Source organism: Janthinobacterium aestuarii (assembly GCF_051380835.1).
In the GTDB taxonomy this organism is placed as follows: Bacteria; Pseudomonadota; Gammaproteobacteria; order Burkholderiales; family Burkholderiaceae_D; genus Janthinobacterium; species Janthinobacterium aestuarii.
Genome location: NZ_JBNYXU010000011.1, coordinates 90259 through 114142, shown reverse-complemented (window position 1 = coordinate 114142; position 23884 = coordinate 90259). Strand labels below are relative to the sequence as shown.

Annotated in this window: 20 protein-coding genes; 15 read left to right on the top strand and 5 right to left on the bottom strand. The window is 62.3% G+C overall.

The window, feature by feature from the left end; all coding sequences use genetic code 11:
- The first annotated feature begins 7 nt into the window (after positions 1-7).
- Entirely contained in the window at positions 8-334 is a 327-nt protein-coding gene (locus ACQ4WO_RS24535; protein WP_436483613.1) for a barstar family protein, read from the top strand.
- 102 nt (positions 335-436) lie between these two features.
- On the opposite strand, the gene ACQ4WO_RS24530 is transcribed toward ACQ4WO_RS24535, so the two are convergent.
- A complete protein-coding gene (locus tag ACQ4WO_RS24530; RefSeq protein WP_436483612.1) occupies positions 437-1684 on the bottom strand; it encodes a CaiB/BaiF CoA transferase family protein in 1248 nt (415 codons plus the stop codon).
- Positions 1684-2862: an acyl-CoA dehydrogenase gene (locus ACQ4WO_RS24525; RefSeq protein ID WP_152250700.1), complete on the bottom strand. Its 1179-nt coding sequence runs from the start codon at positions 2860-2862 to the stop codon at positions 1684-1686. Before ACQ4WO_RS24525 ends, ACQ4WO_RS24530 begins: the two co-directional genes overlap by 1 nt.
- A gap of 161 nt (positions 2863-3023) precedes the next feature.
- On the opposite strand from ACQ4WO_RS24525, the gene ACQ4WO_RS24520 reads away from it, so the two are divergent.
- The gene (locus ACQ4WO_RS24520; protein ID WP_436483611.1) at positions 3024-3920 is read left to right on the top strand and encodes a LysR substrate-binding domain-containing protein; all 897 of its coding nucleotides are present in this window, start codon (positions 3024-3026) and stop codon (positions 3918-3920) included.
- Here the strand turns inward: ACQ4WO_RS24520 and ACQ4WO_RS24515 are convergent.
- Positions 3917-4282, bottom strand: a complete 366-nt coding sequence (locus ACQ4WO_RS24515; protein WP_070220761.1) for a VOC family protein — start codon at positions 4280-4282, stop codon at positions 3917-3919. The genes ACQ4WO_RS24520 and ACQ4WO_RS24515 overlap by 4 nt on opposite strands.
- Before the next feature lie 77 nt (positions 4283-4359).
- Positions 4360-5124 (bottom strand): DUF6597 domain-containing transcriptional factor, encoded by a 765-nt coding sequence (locus ACQ4WO_RS24510; protein ID WP_436483610.1) that lies wholly within the window; start codon positions 5122-5124, stop codon positions 4360-4362.
- Positions 5125-5298: 174 nt separating this feature from the next.
- Between ACQ4WO_RS24510 and leuS the strand changes: the two genes are divergently transcribed.
- The 12 genes from leuS to ACQ4WO_RS24450 all read left to right on the top strand — a co-directional run bounded on the left by leuS (position 5299) and on the right by ACQ4WO_RS24450 (position 22068).
- Entirely contained in the window at positions 5299-7938 is a 2640-nt protein-coding gene (leuS, locus tag ACQ4WO_RS24505) for a leucine--tRNA ligase (protein WP_436483609.1), read from the top strand.
- A gap of 2 nt (positions 7939-7940) precedes the next feature.
- Positions 7941-8540: an LPS-assembly lipoprotein LptE gene (locus ACQ4WO_RS24500; protein WP_046684470.1), complete on the top strand. Its 600-nt coding sequence runs from the start codon at positions 7941-7943 to the stop codon at positions 8538-8540.
- A 10-nt stretch (positions 8541-8550) separates the two neighbouring features.
- Entirely contained in the window at positions 8551-9567 is a 1017-nt protein-coding gene (gene holA / locus ACQ4WO_RS24495) for a DNA polymerase III subunit delta (protein WP_058048018.1), read from the top strand.
- A gap of 17 nt (positions 9568-9584) precedes the next feature.
- The gene (locus ACQ4WO_RS24490) at positions 9585-10856 is read left to right on the top strand and encodes a glutamate-5-semialdehyde dehydrogenase (RefSeq protein WP_139090574.1); all 1272 of its coding nucleotides are present in this window, start codon (positions 9585-9587) and stop codon (positions 10854-10856) included.
- A 68-nt stretch (positions 10857-10924) separates the two neighbouring features.
- Positions 10925-11362, top strand: a complete 438-nt coding sequence (locus ACQ4WO_RS24485) for a CopD family protein (RefSeq protein ID WP_034745744.1) — start codon at positions 10925-10927, stop codon at positions 11360-11362.
- 10 nt (positions 11363-11372) lie between these two features.
- Entirely contained in the window at positions 11373-11990 is a 618-nt protein-coding gene (locus ACQ4WO_RS24480) for a 2-hydroxychromene-2-carboxylate isomerase (RefSeq protein WP_436483608.1), read from the top strand.
- A 406-nt stretch (positions 11991-12396) separates the two neighbouring features.
- Positions 12397-13599 (top strand): THUMP domain-containing class I SAM-dependent RNA methyltransferase, encoded by a 1203-nt coding sequence (locus tag ACQ4WO_RS24475; protein WP_436483607.1) that lies wholly within the window; start codon positions 12397-12399, stop codon positions 13597-13599.
- 151 nt (positions 13600-13750) lie between these two features.
- The gene (locus ACQ4WO_RS24470) at positions 13751-15031 is read left to right on the top strand and encodes a multidrug effflux MFS transporter (protein WP_436483606.1); all 1281 of its coding nucleotides are present in this window, start codon (positions 13751-13753) and stop codon (positions 15029-15031) included.
- A gap of 203 nt (positions 15032-15234) precedes the next feature.
- Positions 15235-17397: an HDOD domain-containing protein gene (locus ACQ4WO_RS24465; RefSeq protein WP_436483605.1), complete on the top strand. Its 2163-nt coding sequence runs from the start codon at positions 15235-15237 to the stop codon at positions 17395-17397.
- A 5-nt stretch (positions 17398-17402) separates the two neighbouring features.
- Positions 17403-19607: an EAL domain-containing response regulator gene (locus tag ACQ4WO_RS24460; RefSeq protein ID WP_139090577.1), complete on the top strand. Its 2205-nt coding sequence runs from the start codon at positions 17403-17405 to the stop codon at positions 19605-19607.
- 2 nt (positions 19608-19609) lie between these two features.
- Entirely contained in the window at positions 19610-21199 is a 1590-nt protein-coding gene (locus ACQ4WO_RS24455; protein ID WP_436483604.1) for an SEL1-like repeat protein, read from the top strand.
- Between the two features lie 164 nt (positions 21200-21363).
- The gene (locus tag ACQ4WO_RS24450; RefSeq protein ID WP_436483603.1) at positions 21364-22068 is read left to right on the top strand and encodes a DUF4197 domain-containing protein; all 705 of its coding nucleotides are present in this window, start codon (positions 21364-21366) and stop codon (positions 22066-22068) included.
- Between the two features lie 447 nt (positions 22069-22515).
- Here the strand turns inward: ACQ4WO_RS24450 and ACQ4WO_RS24445 are convergent, their stop codons facing one another.
- Positions 22516-22956, bottom strand: a complete 441-nt coding sequence (locus ACQ4WO_RS24445) for a hypothetical protein (protein WP_436483602.1) — start codon at positions 22954-22956, stop codon at positions 22516-22518.
- Between the two features lie 344 nt (positions 22957-23300).
- Between ACQ4WO_RS24445 and ACQ4WO_RS24440 the strand changes: the two genes are divergently transcribed.
- Complete coding sequence (locus ACQ4WO_RS24440) at positions 23301-23762, top strand: hypothetical protein (protein WP_436483601.1); 462 nt, start codon at positions 23301-23303, stop codon at positions 23760-23762.
- The last annotated feature ends 122 nt before the right edge of the window (positions 23763-23884 follow it).

Sequence of the window (23884 nt, the reverse complement as noted above, 5' to 3'; positions counted from 1 at the left end):
GAAGACCATGGCCACTGCCATCCTGAATGGAAAAGACATCATCGACGAAGCGAGCTTTCACGCGCAATGCGTGCAAGCCTTCGGTTTCCCCGAGTTCTACGGCAACAGCATGGATGCCTGGGTCGATTGCCTCAGCTATTTGCGCGACGACGAAAACATGACGCAGTTCCGTTTGAAACCGAACGAAGTGCTCGAGATCGTCGTGCAGGATGCGGCAAGCATGAAGGCGCAAGTGCCGGACTTGCTGGAAGAAATCACCTTCTGTATCGCCGGCATCAATGAGCGCTATGACGATTATGGCGAAAAGCCGGCGTTGAAGCTGGTACTCAAGTAAATAGCATCGTAGGTCGGATTAGCGGCAGCGCCGCGTAATCCGACACATTGTTGGCTGTGCAAGTCGGATTACGCGCAAGCGCTAATCCGACCTGCCCAACATTTATACCACCTTGCGCTCGCGCAAGCCGTCAATCGCCGCACTGTCCAACCCCAGCCACTGCTGCAGCACTTCCTGCGTATGCTGCCCCAGCAACGGCGGCGGCAAGCGATATTGCACCGGAGACTGAGACAGGCGCACCGGATTGGCCACCAGCGCCACCGTGCCCGCCGTCGGATGCGGCATCTCCACTTTCAAGCCACGCGCCACCACTTGCGGGTCGGCAAAGACCTGGTCGATGCGGTTGACGGGGCCGCAGGGCACGGCTTGCGCCTCGAACGCGCTGATCCACTCGGCCGTCGTGCGCATGACCGTGGTCTGGCGCATCAAGGGGATCAGGATCGCCCGGTGCGCCACGCGCTGCGGATTGGTGGCGAAGCGTTCATCCTGCGCCCATTCCGGGTGGCCGGCGACGGCGCAAAAGCGCGAAAACTGTCCATCGTTGCCGATCGCCAGAATCATGTCGCCATCGGCCGTGGGAAAGTCCTGGTAAGGCACGATGTTCGGATGGGCATTGCCCATGCGCTGCGGCACCTTGCCGCCGCACAGGTAGTTGGCTGCCTGGTTGCCCAGCGCCGCCACTTGCACGTCCAGCAAGGCCAGGTCGATATGCTGGCCCAGACCCGAGCGTTCCCGTTCGGCCAGCGCCGCTTGCACGGCGATGGTGGCGTACAGGCCCGTCAGGATGTCCGTCTGCGCCACGCCCACTTTTTGCGGCCCGGCGCCCGGCTGGCCATCGGGCACGCCCGTGATGCTCATCAAGCCGCCCATGCCCTGGATCAGGAAGTCATAGCCGGCGCGCGCCGCGTACGGCCCATCCTGGCCAAAGCCCGTGATGGAGCAGTAGACGAGGCGCGGGTTGAGTGCCAGCAAGCTGGCCGCATCGAGGCCGTATTGCTTCAAGCCGTCCAGCTTGAAGTTTTCCAGCAGCACGTCCGATTCGGCAGCCAGCTTGCGCACCAGCGCTTGCCCTTCGGGTGCGGCCAGGTCGATGCACAAGGAACGCTTGTTGCGGTTGGCACACTGGAAATAGGCGGCCTCGGCGGTGTCACTGCCATCCTCGTCTTTCAGATACGGCGGGCCCCACGAGCGCGTGTCGTCGCCGCGGCCCGGCTGTTCAACCTTGACGACGTCGGCGCCCAGGTCGGCCAGCATTTGCCCCGCCCACGGGCCGGCCAGCACACGCGACAGGTCGAGCACGCGCAAGCCGGTCAGCGGCGCGGGCCGCAGGGTGGAAGCCAAGGCGTCCATTAGTTGAACGCGGCGATGCCGGTGATGGCGCGGCCGATGATCAGCGCGTGCACATCGTGCGTGCCTTCGTAGGTGTTGACCACTTCCAGGTTGACCAGGTGGCGGATAACGCCGAACTCGTCGGAAATGCCGTTGCCGCCCATCATGTCGCGCGCCATGCGGGCAATATCGAGCGCCTTGCCGCAGCTGTTGCGTTTCATGATGGACGTGATTTCCACGGCGGGCGAGCCTTCATCCTTCATGCGTCCCAGGCGCAAGCAGCCTTGCAAGCCCATGGTGATTTCCGTCAGCATGTCGGCCAGTTTCTTTTGCACCAGCTGGTTCGCAGCCAATGGGCGGCCGAATTGCTGGCGGTCCATCGTGTATTGGCGTGCCTTCAGGTAGCAGTCTTCGGCCGCGCCCAGCGCGCCCCAGGCGATGCCGTAGCGGGCGCTGTTCAGGCAAGTGAACGGGCCTTTCAAGCCGCGCACGTCGGGGAAGGCGTTTTCTTCCGGGCAAAATACTTCATCCATGACGATTTCACCGGTGATGCTGGTGCGCAAGCCGACCTTGCCGTGGATTTCCGGCGCCGACAGGCCTTTCCAGCCTTTTTCCAGCACGAAGCCGCGGATCGCGCCTTCATCGTCCTTGGCCCAGACGACGAATACGTCGGCAATCGGGCTGTTGGTGATCCACATCTTCGCGCCAGACAGGCTGTAGCCGCCCGGCACTTTACGCGCGCGCGTGACCATGCTGCCAGGGTCGGAGCCGTGGTTTGGTTCCGTCAGGCCGAAGCAACCGATGTATTCGCCCGTCGCCAGTTTCGGCAGGTATTTCTGTTTGGTTTCTTCGTTGCCGAAGGCATTGATCGGCACCATCACCAGCGACGATTGCACGCTCATCATCGAGCGGTAGCCCGAATCGACGCGCTCGACTTCGCGCGCGGCCAGGCCGTAGCACACGTAGTTCAGGCCGGCGCCGCCGTATTCTTCGGGAATGGTGGTGCCCAGCAAGCCCAGTTCGCCCATTTCGCGGAAGATGGCCGCGTCCGTGCGTCCATGGCGGAACGATTCCAGGACCCTGGGCACCAGGCTGCCCTGGCAATAGTCGCGGGCCGCTTCCAGCACGGCGCGTTCGTCGCCCGTCAGTTGTTCTTCCAGCAGCAGGGGGGAATTCCAGTCGAATACGGTTTTGCTCATCACAGGCCTCGCAGGTGAGCGCCGGTGATCGGCGCAAGATTGAATATGGCTCATGGTAGGTTTTTGCCTGGCCTTGCGCAAACGATTTTTTCGCACCCAGACATGCGTGTGGCGCATATCTTGCGGCATACTAGGAGCCTTTCACCGGCCGGATAATCCCCATGTCACGCAAAATTCCCATGCTGCAAGCCCTGAACTGCTTCGAGGCGGCGGCGCGGCACCAGAGCTACACGCATGCGGCGCGCGAACTGTCGCTGACGCAAAGTGCCGTCTCGCGCCAGATTTCATCGTTGGAAAGCTTTCTTGGCGTGCAACTGTTCCAGCGCACGCGCCATGGCGTGCTGCTGACCAGCGCCGGCGCCGCGTATGCGCGGCAGATCGCGGCCCGACTCGATGGCCTCGAGCGCGACACGCTCGACACCATGGCGCGCCAGGGCGGTGGCGGCGCCTTGCAGCTGGCCTCGGTCCCCACGTTTGCCACGCGCTGGCTGATGCCGCGGCTGTCGTCACTGGCGGGCTTGCACCAGGACATCGTCGTGCATATCGACGCGTATACAAAACCGTTCATGTTTGCCGATACGGAATACGACGGCGCCCTGTATGCGGGCACGCCCGAGCAGCTGGCGCGCTGGCCCGGCACGCGCGCCACCTTGCTCATGCATGAAGAAATCGTGCCCGTCGCCAGCCCGCGCCTGCTGGCGGCACGCAGCGACTGGCAGGCGCAGGATTTATTGGAACTGACCTTGTTGCAGCAAAGTACGCGCCCGGGCGCCTGGCGCCAGTGGTTTGACGCCATGCAGGTCGATGGGGAACTGGCGCGCTACGGCGCCCGCTATGAACTGTTTTCCATGCTGGCCATGGCGGCCGTGCAGGGGCAGGGCGTGGTCTTGCTGCCACGCATGCTGGTCGAAGCGGAACTGGCGCGCGGCGAGCTGCGCATCGCATGCGAGCGCCCACTGCGCGGCCAGCGCGCGTATTACCTGATCACGCCCGAGGCGGCGCATGAAAAACTGGCCTTGCAGCAGTTCCGGCAATGGCTGCAGGACGAGGCGGCCTAGACGACCTTGGCCGTATCGAAGTGGGGATTGTCGATCAGGCCGATCTGGTTGCCGAACGGGTCGAGCAATTCCACCGTGCGGATGCCGTCGCCCACATCCGTGATCGGATGGTGCAGGCTGCCGCCCAGCGCAACGATGCGCTCGACTTCCTGCTCGATGCCGTCCACGCCCCAGTACGTCACACTGCCCTGCGTGCCCGGCTGGCCGTCCGGCAGCAAGCCCAGCTCGAAGCCGCCGATGGCAAAGCCGACGTAGAACGGCTGGTCGAAATACGGCGCCGTGCCGAATACCTGGCTGTACCAGGCCTTGGCCTTGTCCAGGTCGGGGACGGGATAGGTGACGGTGCGTAAACCCTTGATCATGTTCTGCTCCTGATGAATGAAGAATAAGGTCATCATGCCACCGGCGCGCGGCGCGTGATTGTAAAAATGGAAGGTGCTTACAAGCGCCGGCCCGCCAGCCACGCCTCGGGCGAACTGCGGGCGAAATCCTGGAAGTCGTGGATCAGGTGCGACTGGTCGAAATAACCATATTGCAAGGCCACTTGCGCCCAGTCCAGCTGTCCCGCCAGGCTTTGCATGCCCTGGCTGGCCGCGCGAAAGCGGCAGATGCGGGCAAACAGCTTCGGGCTGATGCCCACTTGCTGGCGAAATTGCAGCGCCAGGTGCTGGCGCGACACGCCCAGTTGCTGCGCCAGCCCATCCACGCGCACCTGGCCGGCTGCCGCCTCGATGGCCGCGATCGCATGTTCGGCCGCGCCAGCCTGGCGCCGTGGCGGCGCGGTGCGCAGGCGCAGCAGCAGATATTCTTGCAAAATGGAAACTCGTTGCGCATTCGTCAAGGGTTCGCTCCACAGGGCGTCACCGAGGCGCGCCGCCAGCTCGCGGCCCCACAGCTGCTGCAATCCCGTGCGGCCATCGTTGAGTTCGCACAAGGGCAGCTGGAAGAAGCGTGCCGCCGCGCCAGGCTTGAAGCGGGCCGCCACCGTTTGCACGAGGCCCTGGCTGACGACGGCAATCGGCGCCGTCATCATGCCGACGGCAAAGCTGGCGTCCTGCTGGTCCTGGCACAGGATGTCGATGCAATTGTCGGGCAAGACCTGGTGCGTGAAGGGCGTGGCGCCCGTCTGCACGCGGCACGTCCAGACGCACTCCAGCCAGGGCCGCAGGGCGGGGATGGGCGGATATTCCTGGTAGACGATCATGGCCGGCTTTGATGCAAAGAATAAGATTGCGTATATCTTACACAGCATAATTGTGCGCCGGCCAAAATATGCGCGCCCGGGCCGCCAGCGCGCCGCGCTATCGGGCGGCGACAACCAGTATAATGCTCGGTTCATATCCACTATTGGCCGGGCCACGCTGGTCGCACATCCATTATGCAAGACAAATATAGTCCCGCCGACGTCGAACAAGCCGCCCAATCGCACTGGAAGGCGATCGACGCCTATAAAGCCGTCGAACACGACCCGCGTTTCCCAAAAGGCAAGTATTTTGCCTGCTCGATGTTGCCTTACCCTTCGGGCAAGCTGCACATGGGTCACGTGCGCAACTATACGATCAATGACGTGATGTACCGCTACCTGCGCATGAACGGCTACAACGTGCTCATGCCGATGGGTTGGGATGCGTTCGGCATGCCGGCGGAAAACGCGGCCATGGCCAACAACGTGCCGCCCGCGCAATGGACGTATTCGAACATCGCCCACATGAAGCAGCAGATGGAATCGATGGGTCTTGCCATCGACTGGTCGCGCGAAATGACCGCCTGCAAGCCCGAATACTACAAATGGAACCAGTGGATGTTCCTCAAGATGCTGGAAAAAGGCATTATCTACAAAAAGACCGGTACCGTGAACTGGGACCCGATCGACCAGACCGTGCTGGCCAACGAGCAAGTGGTCGATGGCAAGGGCTGGCGTTCGGGCGCGCTGATCGAAAAGCGCGAAATCCCGATGTATTACGCGCGCATCACCGATTACGCGGAAGAATTGCTGGCCTATGTGGACGACAAGCTGCCGGGCTGGCCCGAGCGCGTGCGCACCATGCAGACCAACTGGATCGGCAAGTCGACGGGCGTGCGCTTCGCCTTCCCGCACACAATCGCGGATGCCGAAGGTAGCCTGATCGGCGACGGCAAGCTGTATGTGTTTACCACGCGTCCGGACACCGTCATGGGCGTGACCTTCTGCGCCGTGGCCGCCGAGCACCCGCTGGCCATCCACGCCGCGCAAAGCAATCCTGCGCTGGCCGCGTTCAACGCCGAATGCAAGCTCGGTTCCGTGATCGAAGCGGACATGGCAACGATGGAGAAGAAGGGCATGCCGACCGGCCTGTTCGTCACCCATCCGTTGACGGGCGCGCAAGTGGAAGTCTGGGTCGGCAACTACGTGCTGATCACCTATGGCGATGGCGCCGTGATGGGCGTGCCGGCGCACGACGAACGCGATTTCGGCTTTGCCAAGAAATACAATCTGCCGATCAAGCAAGTGATCGAAGTCAAGGGACAGGAATTTTCGACGGACGCCTGGCAGGAATCGTATGGCAGCAAGGATGGCGTCTGCGTTGCCTCCGGCAAATACGACGGCCTGCATTTCGCGTCCGCCGTCGATGCGGTGGCCGCCGACCTGGCGGAACTGGGCCTGGGCGAGAAGAAAACCACGTTCCGCTTGCGCGACTGGGGCATTTCGCGCCAGCGCTACTGGGGCACGCCGATCCCGATGATCCATTGCGCCGATTGCGGCGTGGTGCCGGTGCCGGAAAAAGATCTGCCGGTGGTGCTGCCGGAAGACTGCGTGCCGGACGGCACGGGCAACCCGCTGAACAAATATGAAGCCTTTTTGCAGTGCGACTGCCCGCAGTGCGGCAAGCCGGCGCGCCGCGAGACGGACACCATGGATACCTTCGTCGATTCGTCGTGGTACTACATGCGCTATACCTCGCCAGGCTCGAACGACGCCATGGTCGACGCGCGCAACGATTACTGGATGCCGATGGACCAGTACATCGGCGGTATCGAACACGCCGTCATGCACTTGCTGTACGCGCGCTTCTGGACCAAGATCATGCGCGACTTCGGCCTGGTCAAGTTCGACGAGCCGTTCGTCAACCTGCTGACGCAAGGCATGGTGCTCAACGAAACCTACTTCCGCAAGGACGCGGCGGGCAAGACCACCTGGTTCAACCCGGACGACGTGCGCCTGTCCCTGGATGACAAGGGCCGTCCGCAAAGCGCCGTCCTGGTGGCCGACGGCCAGCCGGTGGAAATCGGCGGCACGGAAAAAATGTCGAAGTCGAAGAACAACGGCATCGACCCGCAAGCGCAGATCGAGCAGTATGGCGCCGATACGGCCCGCCTGTTCACCATGTTCGCCTCGCCGCCGGAACAGACGCTGGAATGGTCGGGCAGCGGCGTCGAAGGCGCGAACCGTTTCCTGCGCCGCGTGTGGAACTTCGGTTACGCGCAGTCGGCCACGATTCAATCCGCACTGGCTGGCGGCGCGGCTCCCGCCACGGGCGACGCGCAGAAAAACCTGCGCCGCGAATTGCACAAGCTGCTGCAGCAAGCCGATTACGACTTGAAGCGCATCCAGTACAACACCGTCGTGTCGGCCTGCATGAAGATGCTCAATACCCTGGAGTCGGCCAAGCTCGATGACAGCGCGCAGTCGAAGGCGCTGATCGCCGAAGGCTTCTCCATCTTCCTGCGCCTGCTCAACCCTGTCGCGCCGCACATCACCCACGTGCTGTGGCAGGAACTGGGCTACGCTGGCGTGCACGGCGATCTGTTGAACGTGGCATGGCCGCAGGTCGACCCGGCCGCATTGGAACAGTCCGAGATCGAGATGATGATCCAGGTGAACGGCAAGCTGCGCGGCTCGATCACGGTGGCCAAGGATGCGGACAAGGCCAGTATCGAAGCGGCTGCGCTGGCGTGCGAAAGTGTGCAGAAGTACGTCGAGACCACGCCGAAGAAGATCATCGTCGTGCCAGGCAAGTTAATCAGCATCGTGGTGTAATCATGACGACTTCCTCTCAAGTATCGCTGTTGGGCCGCCGCGCCGTGCTGGCGTTGGGCCTGACCGTCCTGCTGTCGGCCTGCGGCTTTCATTTGCGCGGTTCGAACGGCAGTTTCATGCTGCCGTTCGCCACGATGTACATCGGCTTGCCCGACTCGTCGCCGCTGGCGATCGGTCTGAAACGCTATATCCGCGCCATTGGCAGCACGGAGGTGGTCAATACCAAGGATGGCGCCGACGCCGTCCTTGAGGTGCTCACCGATCCGGAGAGGAATCGTACCAAGACCATTTTGTCCCTGAACACCAGCGGCCGTGTACAAGAGTACCAACTTGGCTATGCGATCAATTTCCGCGTATTGGACAAGGCCGGCAACCAGTTGCTGGCGCCGACGACCATCAGTCTGGTGCGTCCTATCACCTTCGACGACAGGCAGGTGCTGGCCAAGGAAACCGAGGAAGCGGCGCTGTACCGCGACATGCGCAACGATCTGGTGCAGCAGATCATGCGCCGCCTGGCCGCCATCAAGCCGGTGCTGCCGGCCATGTCGGTGGCGCCAGTAGCGCCCGTGACGCCGGTCGCGCCGGCAGCCCCGCAGCAGTAACGGGGACGCCATGCAATTGCGGATAGACGCGCTCGATGGACATGTGGCCAAGCCGCTGGCGCAGCTGTATGTGATCACCAGCGACGAACACTTGCTGGCGCTGGAAGCGGCCGACAAGATCCGCCGCGCGGCGCGCGCGCAAGGGTATTCCGAGCGCGACGTGCTGACGGTGGAGCGCAGCTTCAAGTGGGGCGAACTGCTGGCGGCGAACCAGGAGCTGTCGCTGTTCGGCGATAAAAAACTGATCGAGCTGCGCATCCCCACCGGCAAGCCGGGCAAGGATGGCGGCGCGGCGCTGCAAAGCTACGCCAAAAACCTCAGTCCCGACAATCTGACCCTGATCACCTTGCCCAAGCTGGACTGGGCCACGCAGAAGGCGGCCTGGGTCGCCAGCCTGCAGCAGGCGGCCGTGTATATCGACATTCCGAATGTGGAACGGGCGCAGTTGCCGGCCTGGATATCCCAGCGCCTGGCTGCGCAGGGACAAAGCGCCGAACGGGCCAGCATCGACTTCATCGCCGAACGGGTGGAAGGCAATTTGCTGGCGGCGCACCAGGAAATCCAGAAACTGGGCTTGTTGCATGCCGCGGGCAAGCTGACGTACGAACAAGTGCAGGACGCGGTGCTGAACGTGGCCCGCTACGATGTCTTCAAGCTGTCCGAAGCCATGCTGGCCGGCGACCCGGCGCGCCTGGTGCGCATGCTCGAAGGCTTGAAAGGCGAGGGCGAGGCGCTGCCGCTGGTCTTGTGGGCCGTCTCCGAAGAAATCCGTACGCTGTTAAAATTGAAGGCCGGCATGGCGCAAGGGCGTCCATTGGGCGCGTTGCTGAAGGAATACCGTATCTGGGGTCCGCGCGAGCGGATGATGGAACCGGCCCTGCGGCGCATTTCGCTGCCCGTGCTGGAAGCGGCGCTGCAGCAGGCGGCGCAGGTGGACAAGATGATCAAGGGCTTGCGCGCCAAGGGCTACGCGGGCGATGCCTGGGACGCCATGCTGCAGCTGGGTCTGAAGATCGCCCGAGGTTAACTTTTATGGATACGAGCATGGACATCACAGAATATATGCAGGACGTGGGCACGCGCGCGCGCGCCGCTTCGCGCGCCATGGCGCGTGCCGACAGCGCCACGCGCAACCGCGCCTTGAGCCTGATCGCCGCCGCCATCGTGCGCGATGCCGATCTGCTGCGCGCGGCCAACCAGCGCGACCTCGATGCGGCCGCTGCCGCCGGCCTGGCGCCGGCCATGCTCGACCGCCTGACCCTGTCCGACGCCGCCATCGCCACCATGGTCGAAGGCTTGACGCAGATAGTCTCGCTGGCCGACCCGATCGGCGAAATCTCGAACATGAAATTCCGCCCGACGGGCATCCAGGTGGGCCAGATGCGCGTGCCGCTGGGCGTCATCGGCATCATCTATGAAGCGCGTCCGAACGTGACGGTGGACGCGGCCGGCTTGTGCATCAAGAGCGGCAACGCAACGATCTTGCGCGGCGGCTCGGAAGCGATCCACTGCAACCGCGCGCTGGCCAAGCTGGTGGCCGAAGGCTTGCAAGGAGCCGGTCTGCCGGCCGATGCCGTGCAAGTCATCGACACCACCGACCGCGCCGCCGTCGGCGCCTTGATCACCATGCCGCAGTACGTGGACGTCATCGTGCCGCGCGGCGGCAAGGGCCTGATCGCGCGCCTGATGGAAGAGGCCACCGTGCCGATGATCAAGCACCTCGACGGCATCTGCCACGTCTACATCGACGCCAAGGCCGACATCAGGAAGGCGATCGATATCGGCTTCAACGCGAAGTGCCACCGCTACGGCACCTGCAACACCATGGAAACCCTGCTGGTGTCGCGCGCCATCGCCGCCACCGTGCTGCCGCAGCTGGCCGAGCTGTACCTGACCAAGCAGGTGGAACTGCGCGCCGATCCGGAAAGCCATGCGATCCTGGCCGCTGCTGCGTATCCGCACCTGGTACACGCCACCGAGGAAGACTGGTCCACCGAGTACCTGGCGGCCATCCTGTCGGTGAAGGTCGTCGACGGCATCGATGAGGCGATGGACCACATCAACCAGTATTCATCGAAGCACACGGAATCGATCATCACGGAAGACTACAGCGATGCGCTGCGCTTCCTGCGCGAAGTCGATTCCGCCTCGGTGATGGTGAACGCGTCGACGCGTTTCGCCGACGGTTTTGAGTATGGCCTGGGCGCCGAAATCGGCATCTCGAACGACAAGCTGCACGCGCGCGGTCCGGTGGGCCTGGAAGGCCTGACCTCGCTCAAGTACGTGGTATTCGGCCACGGCGAAATCCGCAAATAGTCTCCTCGCGGGCGGCCCACAAGGCGGCCCGCGCTCTGTTTTTCTCCACCTCCGACACTGGGAACCCCATGCTCTTTCTCTGGACCAAAGCCTTCCACATCATCTTCGTCATGTCCTGGTTCGCCGGCCTGTTTTACCTGCCGCGCATCTTCGTGAACCTGGCGATGGAGACGGAAACGGTGGCCACCGAGCGCTTGCTGCTGATGGCGCGCAAGCTGTACCGCTTCATGTCGTTGCTGGCGCTGCCGGCGATGGTGCTGGGGCTGGCCCTGATGTGGATGCTGTACGGCGGGGGCGAAGGCCGCATGAAGATGCCGGGCTGGATGCACGCCAAGCTGACGTTCGTGGTGCTGCTGCTCGGCTATCACCACGCCTGCGGTTCCATCCTGCGCAAGTTTGAAAAAGGTCTCAACAAGCGCAGCCACACCTGGTTCCGCTGGTTTAATGAAGTGCCGGTGGTGATGCTGCTGGCCGTCGTCGTGCTGGTCGTGGTCAAGCCTTTCTAAGGGAGTCGAGATGAGTGCAAGTCAGAACAAAGTCGTGCAGTATTTCTTCGCCCCCCACTCGCCATGGACCTACCTGGGCCACGCGCGCCTGATGGCCATCGCCGCGAAGACGGGCGCACAGATCGACGTGCGTCCCTTCGACCTGGGCAAGGTCTTCAGCGTCTCGGGCGGCCTGCCGCTGGCCAAGCGCGCGCCGCAGCGCCAGGCCTACCGCCTGGCTGAACTGGCGCGCTGGTCGGCCTTTTTGCAAGTGCCATTGACCTTGCAGCCGAAGTTCTTCCCCGTGTCGCCGGAAGCGTCGGCCAAGCTGATCATCGCCACGCGCCTGGCGCACGGCGTGGAAGCATCGCTGAACCTGGCGCACGCCATCATGCGCGGCCTGTGGGCCGAAGAGCGCAACATCGGCGACGAGGAAACCCTGGTGCAGATCGCCGTTGATGCCGGTTTCGATGGCCGCCAGTTGCTGAAAACGTCGGGGACGGCCAGCGTGCAGGCCGAATACGACGCCAACACGGAGGCAGCTACCGCCGCTTCCGTCTTCGGCTCGCCGTGGTACATCGTCGATGGCGAAGGGTACTGGGGCCAGGACCGCCTCGATTTCGTCGAGCGCGCGCTGGACGCAAAATAAATAAAGGATGTAGGTCGGATTAGCGCCCCGCGCGTAATCCGACAGGCTCAGTCGGCAGCGCACGTCGGCTTACGCCCTGGCGGGCTAAGCCGACCTACGGGACAGGCGCGGTTTTGCCGCGTGGTATGAGAATGTAGGTCGGATTAGCGGGGCAAGGCCGCGCGTAATCCGACAAGCACAGTCAGCGCCACATGTCGGCTGGCGAGGTAGCAAGTTAAAAGCAGTGTTAACAAAGTGGTTTTTTTAATGCAGTAAAAGTAACAATACCCGCAGGCACCGTCGCGAGCGGATCGCCGCTTGTCCGAGAAGCGCAGCCGTACGAAGGTACGGCGAGCATCGCCGGGCGAGCGCCGTACCGCGCAGCAGGTGCCTGCGGGTGTTCACTACAACGGATAAAAGGTACACCATGGCTTCATATTTTTGCCCATGCCCGCGCGGCATGGAAGCGGCGCTGGCCGAGGAACTGGGCGAGATCGCCCAGGATAGTGCGACCATGAAGGTCCACAACCAGGTGCCGGGCGGCGTACACTGCTCGGGCGACCTGCTCGACTCCTACCGCATCAACCTGCATTCGCGCATCGCTTCGCGCGTGCTGATGCGCATGGCCCATTCCGGCTACAAGACGGAAAACGACATCTATGACCTGACTCTGGCGCAATCCTGGGAAGACTGGTTCGGCGTGCACCACACGATCCGCGTCGACGTCACGGCCGTCAAATCGCCGCTGCGCAGCCTGGAATTCACGACACTGAAAATCAAGGATGCGATCTGCGACCGCTTCCGCGACCAGTTCAACGAGCGTCCATCGGTCAACACCAAGACGCCGGACATGCGCATCGTCGGCTTCCTCGACGCACACACGTTTACTGTCTACCTCGACACCTCGGGCGAAGCCCTGTTCAAGCGCGGCTGGCGCGAAGAGACGGGCGACGCGCCGCTGCGCGAAAACCTGGCCGCCGGCCTGCTGCGCGTGTCGGGCTGGAAGCCTGGCATGGTGCTGTTCGACCCGATGTGCGGTTCCGGCACCATCCTGGCCGAAGCGGCGCAGGTGCTGCAGGGGATTCCGCCGGGCGCGTCGCGCCAGTTCGCGTTTGAAAACTTCCACGACTTCGATCCGGCGCCGTGGAATGCCATGAAAAACGCCATCAAGGTCAATCCGCTGCCGGCCGAACCGACGATTTTCGGCAGCGACATCTCGGGCGACATGGTCGCCATGACGCGCCATAACCTGCGTTGCGCCGGTGTGCGCTTCGACGTACCCTTGAAACAGATCGAGGCGCAGGAAGTCAAGCCGCCAAGCGACGTTCCGGGCATCATGCTGACCAACCCGCCATACGGCGAGCGTATCGGCGTGCGCGGCGACAGCACCATTCCGGAAGATGAATTGTCGACGTCCTTCTACTCGGCCATGGGCACGACCCTGAAGCAGCGTTTCGCCGGCTGGACCGTGTTCCTGTTTACGGCCGACCTGGGCTTGCCCAAGCTGCTGCGTTTGAAAGAAGCGCGCAAGACGCCATTCTTCAACGGCGCGCTGGAATGCCGTCTGTTCCGCTTTGACATGGTCGCCGGTTACAACCGCCGCGAAGAAGCCAAACCCAAAAATATCTGATTAAACCTACTGCGCGTCGTGACTTGCGGCCTGCGGTGCTCACCGTACTAAAGTACGGTTGCGCTCTCGGCCACAATTCACTTCCGCTCGCTACGGTTTTCTCAGATATTTTGGCAGCTGAGAAAGCCGAACGTGTCACCCTGGATCCGCCATGTTTCCCACCCCACCGGCCGATGTGCCGCCCGACCCGGTTACCCCCGTTCCGCCCCCCACGCCGAGCCACATGGCGCCGCTGAGCCGCGGTGCGCTGGCGATGATGCTGGCCGGGCTGTCGATGTTGGGTCCCCTCTCGATCGATACGTATCTGCCCGCGTTTGGCGCGATCCAGGGTTCGCTGCAGGCGTCGCCGCTGGAAGTGCAGCAGTCGCTGACGTTCTACATGCTGGCCTTTGCCGGCATGGTGCTGTGGCATGGCGCGATTTCGGATACCTTCGGCCGGCGCAACGTCATTCTCGTGTCCCTGCTGATGTTTGCCATTGGCTCGCTCGGTTGCGCTTCGGCGCACACGGTGCACTATCTGTGGTTCTTCCGCATCATGCAGGGCGTCTCGGCCGGCGCCGGCGTGGTGATCAGTCGCGCCATCATCCGCGACCTGTATGCCGATGCGGCGGCGGCGCGGCTGCTGTCGCTGGTGACGATGATCTTTTCCATCGCTCCGGCCGTGGCGCCGATTCTCGGCGGCTGGATCGTCATCTGGTTCGACTGGCGCTCGATCTTCCTGTTCCTCGCCTTTTACACGGTGGTGCTGCTGGCGTTCTGCTACTGGCGCCTGCCCGAAACCCTGCCGATGGAAAAGCGCCAGCCGTTCAATCCCCGTTTTCTCGCGTCGAGCTATGGCCAGATCCTGCGCTCGCCCCTGTTCCACATCAAGGCGGGCATCGTCGCCCTCAATTTCGCGGGCCTGTTCCTGTTCATCACGGCCGCGCCGGAAATGCTGCCCAAGCAGCTGGGCCTGGGGCCATCGCAATTCGCCTGGCTGTTCATTCCCTGCGTGAGCGGCATCTTCATGGGCGCCGCGGCAGCCAACCGCATCGCCGGCAAGGTCACGTTCGCGCGCCAGATCGGCATCGGCTTTGCCTTCCTGCTGTGCGCCGCCAGCGTCAATGTCGTGTATCACCTGTTCCTGCCGCCATCGTTGCCCTGGTCGGTGCTGCCCCTGTTCTTCTACACCTTCGGCATGTCGCTGGTGGGGCCGGGCGCGACCCTGCTGGCGCTCGATTTGTTCCCGCATATCCGCGGCACGGTGGCTTCGTGCCAGTCGTTTGCCAGTACCTTGCTGGGCGCCGTGGTGGCTGGCGTGATCTCGCCGCTGCTGTCCGGTTCCGTGCTGTGGCTGGCCTCGGGCCAGCTGGCGTTTACTGGCCTGGGGCTGGCGCTGTGGCTGATATCGCGGCGCTTCCGCCACCGTTTGCTGGGTTCCTCCAGGGCATAAGTTTCCATGGCAGAACGCTGGATTTATTTCAACTTAATTTTCTATATTGCAAGTAATATCCGGCGCTTATGATAAGATGACTGCTTTCCCGGCATCCTCTCAGGCAACACATTTTTTGCTTACAGGAGTGGAGGATTCCTCTGAACGTGGCCGCGCTTCGCTGCTGAGCGCTCATCCTTTTCGAACCGGCAATGCCTGATACGATGCATCAATCTGATCAAGATATACGCAATCGCCTGCTGATTGCCCGCTTGCCGGCCATGCCGCAGATCCTCCTCAAGCTGATCGCCCACCTGCAGGCCGACGATGCCGGCATGCCGGAGCTGGCCGCCCTGATCGCCAAGGATGCGGGCATGACCAGCAAGATCCTCGGTGTAGCCAACAGCTCGGCCTACCACCGCCAGAGCAAGGTCGTCAGCCTGGAGCAATCGCTCGTGTCGCTCGGCACGGACATGATCAAGACCCTGGTCATCAGCGAATCCGTGTTCCAGACCTTCAACAGCTTTCCCCATTCCGGCAGCACGGATTTGCGCGCCTTCTGGAAGAGCTCGCTGTCGGCCGCCGTCATGGCGCGCGCGCTGGCCAAGGCCATGGCCTATCCGCATGCCGAGGAAGCGTATCTGGCGGGATTGCTGCACAACGTGGGCCGCCTGGCCCTGCTGGCCACGGCGCCGAAGGAATACGCGTTCAATTTCACGGCGCGCGACGATGCCGCCCTGTGCGCGGTGGAGCAGCGCACCTTGCAGATCACGCATGCGGAAGCGGGCGCCTGGCTGATCGAGCGCTGGCATCTCGATTCCTTCCTGGCCGACAGCGTGCTGTATCACCATGAACCGCTGGCGCGCCTGGAAGCGAGCCATCCCCTGATCCGCATCGTGCGCCTGGCGCACCTGCTGTGCTGCCATGCCGACGATGCCGACGAGGCCGAGTCCATCACGCAGGCGGCAAGCCTGTGCGGGCTGGACGTCGAGACACTGGAAGACCTGGCCGGCAGCGTCGCGCGCCAGGTGGAGCAGGCCGCGCAGCACCTGGGCATCGACCTGGCCGGCGCGGACGATATTGCCACGCCGCCCGCGTATGCGCCGCCATCCGTCGATCCGGTGCAGCGGCGCCTGTCCGACGAAGTGCGCAATATGGTGCTGGTGTCCGAAGTGGGACAGACCTTCGCCCGGCAGCAGGGCGAGAGCAGCCTGCTCGAAGCCATCACGCGCTCGGCGCGCATCCTGTTCGATTTCGACACCGCCGTCATCCTGCTGCAAAACGCCACCGGCCATGCGCTCGTCGGCGTGGCAGCGGGTGAACATCAGCAGCGCCTGGCTGGCTTCTCGATCCCGCTGGCCAAGGGTGGACCTTTGGCTGCTTCGGCGCTCGAGTGCCAGCCGGCGTTCCTGAAACGCGACATGCCGGCGCTGGGCATCGTCGAGGAGCAGCTGTTCCGCATTCTCGGTACCGACAGCCTGGTCTGCGTGCCTTTGGCGTCGGGCCAGCGCAGCCTGGGCGTGCTTATTGGCGGCGTGGCGGCGTGGCAGATTCCCGCTTGCCAGAAGCGCGAAGGTTTCCTGCGCGCGTATACCAACCAGGCCGCCACGGCGCTGGAAACGGCCATCAGCGCGCGCGGCCTGGCGCGGCGCCAGCTCGATCACGTGGCCGAGGAATACCGCGCCGCGTCGCGCCGCGTCGTACATGAAGTGAACAACCCGCTATCCATCATCAAGAATTACCTGAGCGTGCTCGATCACAAGCTGGAGAAGCAGGAGCCGGTGTCGGGCGAAATGGCGATCCTCAATGAGGAAATCGACCGGGTCGGCCAGTTGATCGGCGGCCTGGCCGATCTGCAGCCGGCAGCGGCCAGCGGCGTGACCGATTGCGCGCGCGTCGTCGACGATGTGCTGCGCCTGTTCCGCGCCACCGACTTCCTGCCGCCGAAGATCGAGGTGGTCACGCGCATGCAGGACGCGCCATGCGAGGTAGAGGCCGATGCCGACATGCTCAAGCAAATCCTGCTCAACCTGCTGAAAAACGCCGTCGAAGCCTTGCCCGATGGCGGGCGCATCGAAGTGGCGAACCGTGGCCACGTCAACCGCGACCGCCGCCTGTATCTGGAACTGTGCGTCAGCGACAATGGCGCCGGCCTGGCGCCGGAAGTGCTGGCCAATCTGTTTTCCCCTGTGCGCAGCAGCAAGGAAGGGGCGCATCATGGCCTGGGCTTATCCATCGTGCATGACCTGGTCACGCGCCTGCATGGCGTGATCGGCTGCCGCAGCAGCAAGTCCGGCACCTCGTTTGAAATTTTACTGCCCATTCCCTTGCCGGCGAGCGCTGCAGCCGCGCTGCCCGCGCCCGGCAATACCGCCTTGTCTTCGTAACGTCCATGAACTCCTCCGCCATTCCCTTTGACCTGGAAAACAGCCCGCGCATCCTGCTGGTCGACGACGAGCCCCGTTTGCTCGCCTCCCTCCACGAATTGCTGAAAGACCGCGGCTACCAGCTGCACACGGCCACCTGCGGCAGCGAAGCGCTGGCGCAGTTGTCGAAACTGCGCTTCGACCTGATCCTGCTCGACTTGCGCCTGCCCGACATGAGCGGCCATGAAATCATGGACCACATCAACCGGCGCGGCATCGAGGGCGACGTGATCGTCATGAGCGGAGACGTCGGTATCGAGGCGGCCATCGGCGCCCTGAAGCGCGGCGCCTACGATTATCTGCGCAAGCCCTACAGCCGCGAGGAGCTGCTCAAGACGGTGGAGAACGCGCTGCAAAAGCGCAAGCTGGCGCTGGAAAACGAGCGCATCGCGCTGCAGCTGGAAAACTCGGAAAAGATGTACCGCTACCTGGTCGACAGTTCGCCCGACATCATCTATACGCTGAACCACGAAGGCCGCATCACCTTCATCAATGACAGGGTGCACCAGTTGCTGGGCTTTAGTCGCGAAGAGCTGATCGGCAGCCATTATTCCATCCTCGTGCACGATGAAGACCAGGAGCGGGCGCGCTATGCCTTCAATGAGCGCCGCCTCGACGAGCGCGCCTCGCGCAATGTGGAACTGCGCCTGAAGTGCCATAGCGGCACTGGCAGCGACCGCACCTTCAACAACACCTTGATGACGATTCCGCTCAATTCGATCGGCATGCACAGCCACGATCAGGAAGCGAAAAAGCAGGAATACTTCGGCACCTACGGCGTGGCGCGCGACATCACCGACCGCAAGCGCGCCGAGGAAGTCATTTCCTACCAGGCTTACCACGACATCCTGACGGACCTGCCGAACCGCATGCTGTTCAAGGACCGCCTGGGGCTGGCCGTGATCCAGGCGCGGCGCAAGCTGACGGAACTGGCCGTGATGTTCATCGACCTCGATCGTTTCAAGCTGGTCAACGATACCCTGGGCCACGTGAAGGGCGACGAATTGCTGCAGCAGGTGGCGCTGCGCCTGAAGGATTGTCTGCGCCGCGGCGATACCCTGGCGCGCCAGGGCGGCGATGAATTTACCATCGTGCTGCCGGAACTGCGCGACCGCCAGGATGCGCGCCTGATCGCCGACAAATTCCTCGAATGCCTGCACCAGCCGTTCGACCTCGATGGTAACCAGGTGCATATCTCGGCATCGATCGGCATCGCCATCTATCCGGGCGACGGCGAAACCATCGACGAGCTGCTGCGCCATGCGGACATCGCCATGTACCAGGTCAAGGCGCTGGGCAAGAACGGCCACAGTTTTTATCACGAGTCCATGCTCGATGTGTCGCATCAGAAGATCGCGCTCGAGCAAAGCTTGCGCAAGGCGCTGGAGCTGAACCAGCTGGAGATGTATTACCAGCCGCAGGTGGACGTGATGACGGGCCGCATCGTCGGCGCCGAAGGCCTGATGCGCTGGAATCACCCGCAGCGGGGCTTGCTGACGGCCGGCGAATTCTTGCCGTTTGCCGAGGAAAACGGCTTGATGCTGCCGATCTCGGACTGGATGCTGGGCGCGCTGTGCCGCGACCTGCTGCAATGGGATGCGGCTGGCGGCGAAGCTGTGCGCCTGTCGCTCAATTTGTCGCCGCAATATCTGGACCGGGGCGACTTTTTCGAGAAGATGCGCGGCGCGCTGACGCGCTACGGCATCGCGCCGGAAAAGATCGAAGTGGAGATCACGGAAAACATCTGCATCCGCAATCCGCAGTATGCGATCGAGCAGTTGAACACGCTGTGTCAGCTGGGCGTCTCGGTGGCTATCGACGATTTCGGCACCGGCTATTCCTCGCTGTCGTACCTGCACCGCTTTCCCATCCACACCATCAAGATCGACCAGTCGTTTGTGAAGGAAATCCACGACGAGCACGGACACTATCCCGTCATCCTGGCCATCATCTCGATCGCGCGCGGCCTGGGCCTGCATCTGATCGCCGAAGGCGTGGAGACGGAAGGGCAGGCGCGCTACCTGCAGGACAAGGGCTGCACCACGATGCAGGGCTATCTGTACCACCGGCCCATTTCGCTGGGCAGTTTCATCGGCGTGCTGCAGGAGCAGAACCGCCTGATCGCCGAAGCCGCGCCCGCGCCGTCCCGGACGCTGACCATCGAGGCTTGACCGTGTCGCTTGCCGATCCCCGCAACACGGCCGCTCATTGCACGGCTGCTCATTACACTGCTGATTACCTGCGCCTGAAAGGACTGGCCGAGAAGGGCAATGCGAACGCCCAGCACAGCCTGGGCTTCATGTATTTCAATGGCCAGGGCATCGAGCAAAGCTATGCGCAGGCGCTGCACTGGTATGGCCTGGCTGCCGCGCAGGGAATCGAGCACGCGCAATACAACCTGGGCGTGATGTGCCAGAAGGGCCAAGGCGTGCCGCAGGATTTTGCGCAGGCGGCGCACTGGTACCAGCAGGCGGCCGAGCAGGGCTACGCGGCGGCGCAGTACAACCTGGGCTGGCTGTATGCCAAGGGCCAGGGACTCGCGCAAGACAGCGGGCAAGCCATGCTGTGGTTCAGCCGCGCGGCCGAGCAGGGCGACGCGGGCGCGCAAAACAACCTGGGCATGATGTATGACAATGGCAAGGGCGTGCCGCAGGACTTCGTGCAAGCGATCGCCTGGTACCGCAAGGCGGCCGAACAGGGCTATGCGCGCGCGCAGTTCAACCTGGGCCTGCGCTACGACAATGGACAGGGCGTGCGCCAGGACCGCCAGCAGGCGACGGCCTGGATGCGCAAGGCGGCCGAGCAAGGCTATGCGCCGGCCCAGTTCAACCTGGCGCTGCGCTATGAAAATGGCGACGTGCTGCCGCAGGACAGCCGGCAGGCGATCGCCTGGTACCGGCGCGCGGCCGAGCAGGACCACGCCAGTTCGCAGTTCAACCTGGGCCTGATCTACGACAATGGACAGGGCGTACCCTGCGATAAACAGACGGCGCTGGAATGGTATGTCAAGGCGGCGGGACTGGGCCATGCGGCGGCCCAGCACAACCTGGGCCTGCACCATGAACATGGCGCCCACGATTACGCGCAGGCGCAAGCGTTCTACCGCCAGGCCGCCGAGCAGGGCTTCCCCGCCGCCCAGTATCAGCTGGGGCTGTTGCATGAGCATGGTCAGGGCATGCCCGCCGATGCGCAGGAAGCCATCTTCTGGTACCGCAAGGCGGCCGACCAGGGACATGTGCGGGCGCAGTTCGACCTGGGCCTGCGTTACGAACATGGCCAGGGCGTGCCGCAGGATCTGTCGCTGGCGCTGGAGTGGTACCGCCGCGCGGCCGAGCAGGATTACGCGCCCGCGCAATACATGCAGGGCGTCTTGCACGACCGCGACGATGGCCCGGCGCCCGACAGCCAGCAGGCCTGCGCCTGTTACTGCCGCGCCGCCGCCCAGGGCCACAGCCTGGCCCAGTTTGCGCTGGGCCTGCGCCATGACAATGGCCAGGACGTGCCGCAGGATTATGCCGCCGCCTGGGACTGGTATGCGCTGGCCGCGCGCCAGGGCCATGCGCGGGCGCAGATGAATCTGGGCTTGATGGCGGCCAGCGGCCAAGGCAGCCCGCTCGATTTGCAGCAGGCGTATATCTGGCTGTCGATGGCCGTGGCGGCCGGCGTGGCGGGCGCGGAAAAATCCTTGCGCCAGACGGCGGCGCGCATGCGCGAGACGGATCTGAACCAGGTGCGCCAGCGTCTGGCGGCGCTGGCCGACTGATTGAGGGGCACTTTCAACTGCATCGCGGCGACAGTGTCTGCCGTGCCGCGCTGCCCGCGCCGGCATGCACGGGTGTTCCTGTTGCGCATAAAAAATGCGGGCATCGCTGCGATTTTGCTATGCTGAGGCTTCAAGAACCATTGGCTTTCAAACAAAGGATGAATATGCGCCTGACCTCTTTCCCCATCCGCCCCGCCGCCATGTTGTGTGCGCTGGCGCTGTGCTCGTCCACGGCAGGCGCCGCCAGTCCGCTGGCCGCTCTCAGCAATCAGGACGCCAGCAATGGCTTGAAAGCGGCGCTGGAAGCCGGCTCCGCTGCCGCCGTATCGAAACTGGGTGTCGAGAATGGCTTCCTGAACAACGACAAGGTCAAAATCAAGCTGCCCGGCATCCTCGAGCAGGCCAAGCCCCTGTTGAAAATGACGGGCCGGGGCCAGCAGCTGGACGACCTGGTGGTGTCGATGAACCGTGCCGCCGAGTCGGCCGTGCCCATGGCCAAGCCCTTGCTGCTCGATGCGGTCAAGTCGATGAGCGTGACGGACGCGAAAAACATCCTGTCCGGTGGCGACACGTCGGTGACGGATTTCTTTCGCCAGAAGACCTCGGCCCCGCTGGCCGTCAAATTCCTGCCCATCGTGAAATCCGTCACCGACCGTTCCGGCCTGGCCAGCAAATACAACAGCACTATGAGCCAGATCGGCAAGACTGGCCTGGTGCCGCAGCAGCAATCGACGGTGGAAGGCTACGTCACGGATCGCGCCCTCGACGGCCTGTACCTGATGATCGGCGAAGAAGAAAAAGCCATCCGCAGCAACCCGCTCGAATATGGCAGCAAGATCATCGGCAAGGTCTTCGGCAGCCTGAAGTAAGCACCACCACCGCGAAGATTTGCTTGCCGCATTCCATTCGGCGTAAAATGCAGGCTTCGCGGGTGTAGCTCAATGGTAGAGCAGAAGCTTCCCAAGCCCCTCCACCTCGTCAAGAGTCACTGTTCATGCGGCTCTGAAGCGCATGAATATGCGATCACACCAAAACTCCACCGTAATCAACAAGTTACTTGCCATCACATTTTCGACCCCACGTTTAGTCGAAAAAGCTGCTGATACGCTGTGATGGCAGACCGAAAAATTTGACTGTGGGCCGTGCTGTCGCTCAGTGCGAACGGGGATTCCTGCCGAACCCACACTTGCAGGGAAAATTCTGGCCGCCCCGAGGCCTCAGTCTTAGAAATTCTTGCGTCAACGGCTGGATTCGTCATGAGTGTATGTGAGACTCATGACCGCATCTTCGGTTCCTCCCAGAGGTACAACGAGCGTTTAAAGTGTGCTTCTCTGTGTCACTGAAACGACTACGCCATTCTGGAACGTCACTTGCGTGTAAGGGCAGTTGGGAACTGGTGATGTGTCGCACGCATAAACTAGCGTCCTACTGATCCGCTTGCCTGATGCATCTACAGCGCCTTCCACCTTCGCCACGCTGACAAAGTACGCAGCGTTGACTGCACATTCTGACATGCCCGGAATAACAGTGTGAGCATCGATATTTGCCCAATCTTTAGCGGTGAAAACTCCGCGCTTCATCAATTCCCCTCGGGCCTCGCCTGAACGGTTGGCACGGTACCCATATACAGAACAAAGATTCTCGTTTGAGGCGGTGGAAAAGTCCGCGCTGTTGACGTTGAACGTAGTGGGTTGTGTAGGGGGCGAGGAACAGGCAGCCAACGCGACGGCGATAGCTGCAACAAGATAGGTTTTCATATGCATATTTAGGAGAACGAGGGATTTCGTACCCCTACTAACGACAAAATTACTTTATTCTTTAGCAATTACTTCAAGTGTAGGGAACAGCTGCCGCTGAGCTGTGTGCTGGCTGCTCAAAATTTCTGTTTTTGAGACGATCCGGCATCTGATGTTAATAGCGATTCTGTCCCTTAAGCATGTTCATCAAAGCGCAGGGTCGCTCGAGTATGGCGGGGTGTGGGGGCGGCTAGGCTAAGTTGATAGTTATTGGATTTATTCGGCGATCCGCAACGTTCTGGAACTGCCAGCCATGGTTTTTTTCATGCAATCATGTCATCTATCAATTCTGCATGGAGAACTTCATGGGGAAGAAGCGCTGCGTTGCATGTGGCGCGCTTTTTCAGGCGCGTCCTCAGGTTCCAAATCAATCGTATTGTTCAGCATCTACATGCCAACGCGAGCGTAAGCGCGAATGGCAGCGCCGTAAGCTGCATACCGATCCAGATCATCGTGAAAATAAGGCAAGGGCGCAGCAGGCATGGCGTGAAAGAAACCCGGACTATTGGCAGGAATATCGTGATTCTCACCCGGACTATACAGCTCGTAATCGGACAATGCAGCATGCACGAAATGCCGTCAGCAAGTCACGGATGATTGCAAAGATGAACGTGTCAACCTTGAAAAATCCACTGCAATCAGGGTTGTATCAAATGAAATTGCTTCAGCCGGGAGCGATTGTAAAGAAGGACGTGTGGACTGTCGAAATCACAGAGCATGTGTGCTCAGACAACGTGAATCCACAAAATTGTAAAGATAGGACGTGAGCAGTACGTATAGCAGCAATGTTACCGTACTGTAAAGACTCAGGCTAGTTGTAGCTTAGTGCTCTGCGTCCGATGGCGCCATCTTGTTCATCTTTACGCGAATTGATCGCGTGGGTGAAGCG

Coding starts and splice junctions, on each gene's coding strand:
- ACQ4WO_RS24475 (WP_436483607.1), top strand. CDS start 12,397: ATGGCTTCATATTTTTGCCCATGCCCGCGCGGCATGGAAGCGGCGCTG.
- ACQ4WO_RS24485 (WP_034745744.1), top strand. CDS start 10,925: ATGCTCTTTCTCTGGACCAAAGCCTTCCACATCATCTTCGTCATGTCC.
- ACQ4WO_RS24530 (WP_436483612.1), bottom strand. CDS start 1,684: ATGGACGCCTTGGCTTCCACCCTGCGGCCCGCGCCGCTGACCGGCTTG.
- ACQ4WO_RS24460 (WP_139090577.1), top strand. CDS start 17,403: ATGAACTCCTCCGCCATTCCCTTTGACCTGGAAAACAGCCCGCGCATC.
- ACQ4WO_RS24500 (WP_046684470.1), top strand. CDS start 7,941: ATGACGACTTCCTCTCAAGTATCGCTGTTGGGCCGCCGCGCCGTGCTG.
- leuS (WP_436483609.1), top strand. CDS start 5,299: ATGCAAGACAAATATAGTCCCGCCGACGTCGAACAAGCCGCCCAATCG.
- holA (WP_058048018.1), top strand. CDS start 8,551: ATGCAATTGCGGATAGACGCGCTCGATGGACATGTGGCCAAGCCGCTG.
- ACQ4WO_RS24520 (WP_436483611.1), top strand. CDS start 3,024: ATGTCACGCAAAATTCCCATGCTGCAAGCCCTGAACTGCTTCGAGGCG.
- ACQ4WO_RS24440 (WP_436483601.1), top strand. CDS start 23,301: ATGGGGAAGAAGCGCTGCGTTGCATGTGGCGCGCTTTTTCAGGCGCGT.
- ACQ4WO_RS24465 (WP_436483605.1), top strand. CDS start 15,235: ATGCATCAATCTGATCAAGATATACGCAATCGCCTGCTGATTGCCCGC.
- ACQ4WO_RS24480 (WP_436483608.1), top strand. CDS start 11,373: ATGAGTGCAAGTCAGAACAAAGTCGTGCAGTATTTCTTCGCCCCCCAC.
- ACQ4WO_RS24470 (WP_436483606.1), top strand. CDS start 13,751: ATGTTTCCCACCCCACCGGCCGATGTGCCGCCCGACCCGGTTACCCCC.
- ACQ4WO_RS24445 (WP_436483602.1), bottom strand. CDS start 22,956: ATGAAAACCTATCTTGTTGCAGCTATCGCCGTCGCGTTGGCTGCCTGT.
- ACQ4WO_RS24490 (WP_139090574.1), top strand. CDS start 9,585: ATGGACATCACAGAATATATGCAGGACGTGGGCACGCGCGCGCGCGCC.
- ACQ4WO_RS24510 (WP_436483610.1), bottom strand. CDS start 5,124: ATGATCGTCTACCAGGAATATCCGCCCATCCCCGCCCTGCGGCCCTGG.
- ACQ4WO_RS24450 (WP_436483603.1), top strand. CDS start 21,364: ATGCGCCTGACCTCTTTCCCCATCCGCCCCGCCGCCATGTTGTGTGCG.
- ACQ4WO_RS24515 (WP_070220761.1), bottom strand. CDS start 4,282: ATGATCAAGGGTTTACGCACCGTCACCTATCCCGTCCCCGACCTGGAC.
- ACQ4WO_RS24525 (WP_152250700.1), bottom strand. CDS start 2,862: ATGAGCAAAACCGTATTCGACTGGAATTCCCCCCTGCTGCTGGAAGAA.
- ACQ4WO_RS24535 (WP_436483613.1), top strand. CDS start 8: ATGGCCACTGCCATCCTGAATGGAAAAGACATCATCGACGAAGCGAGC.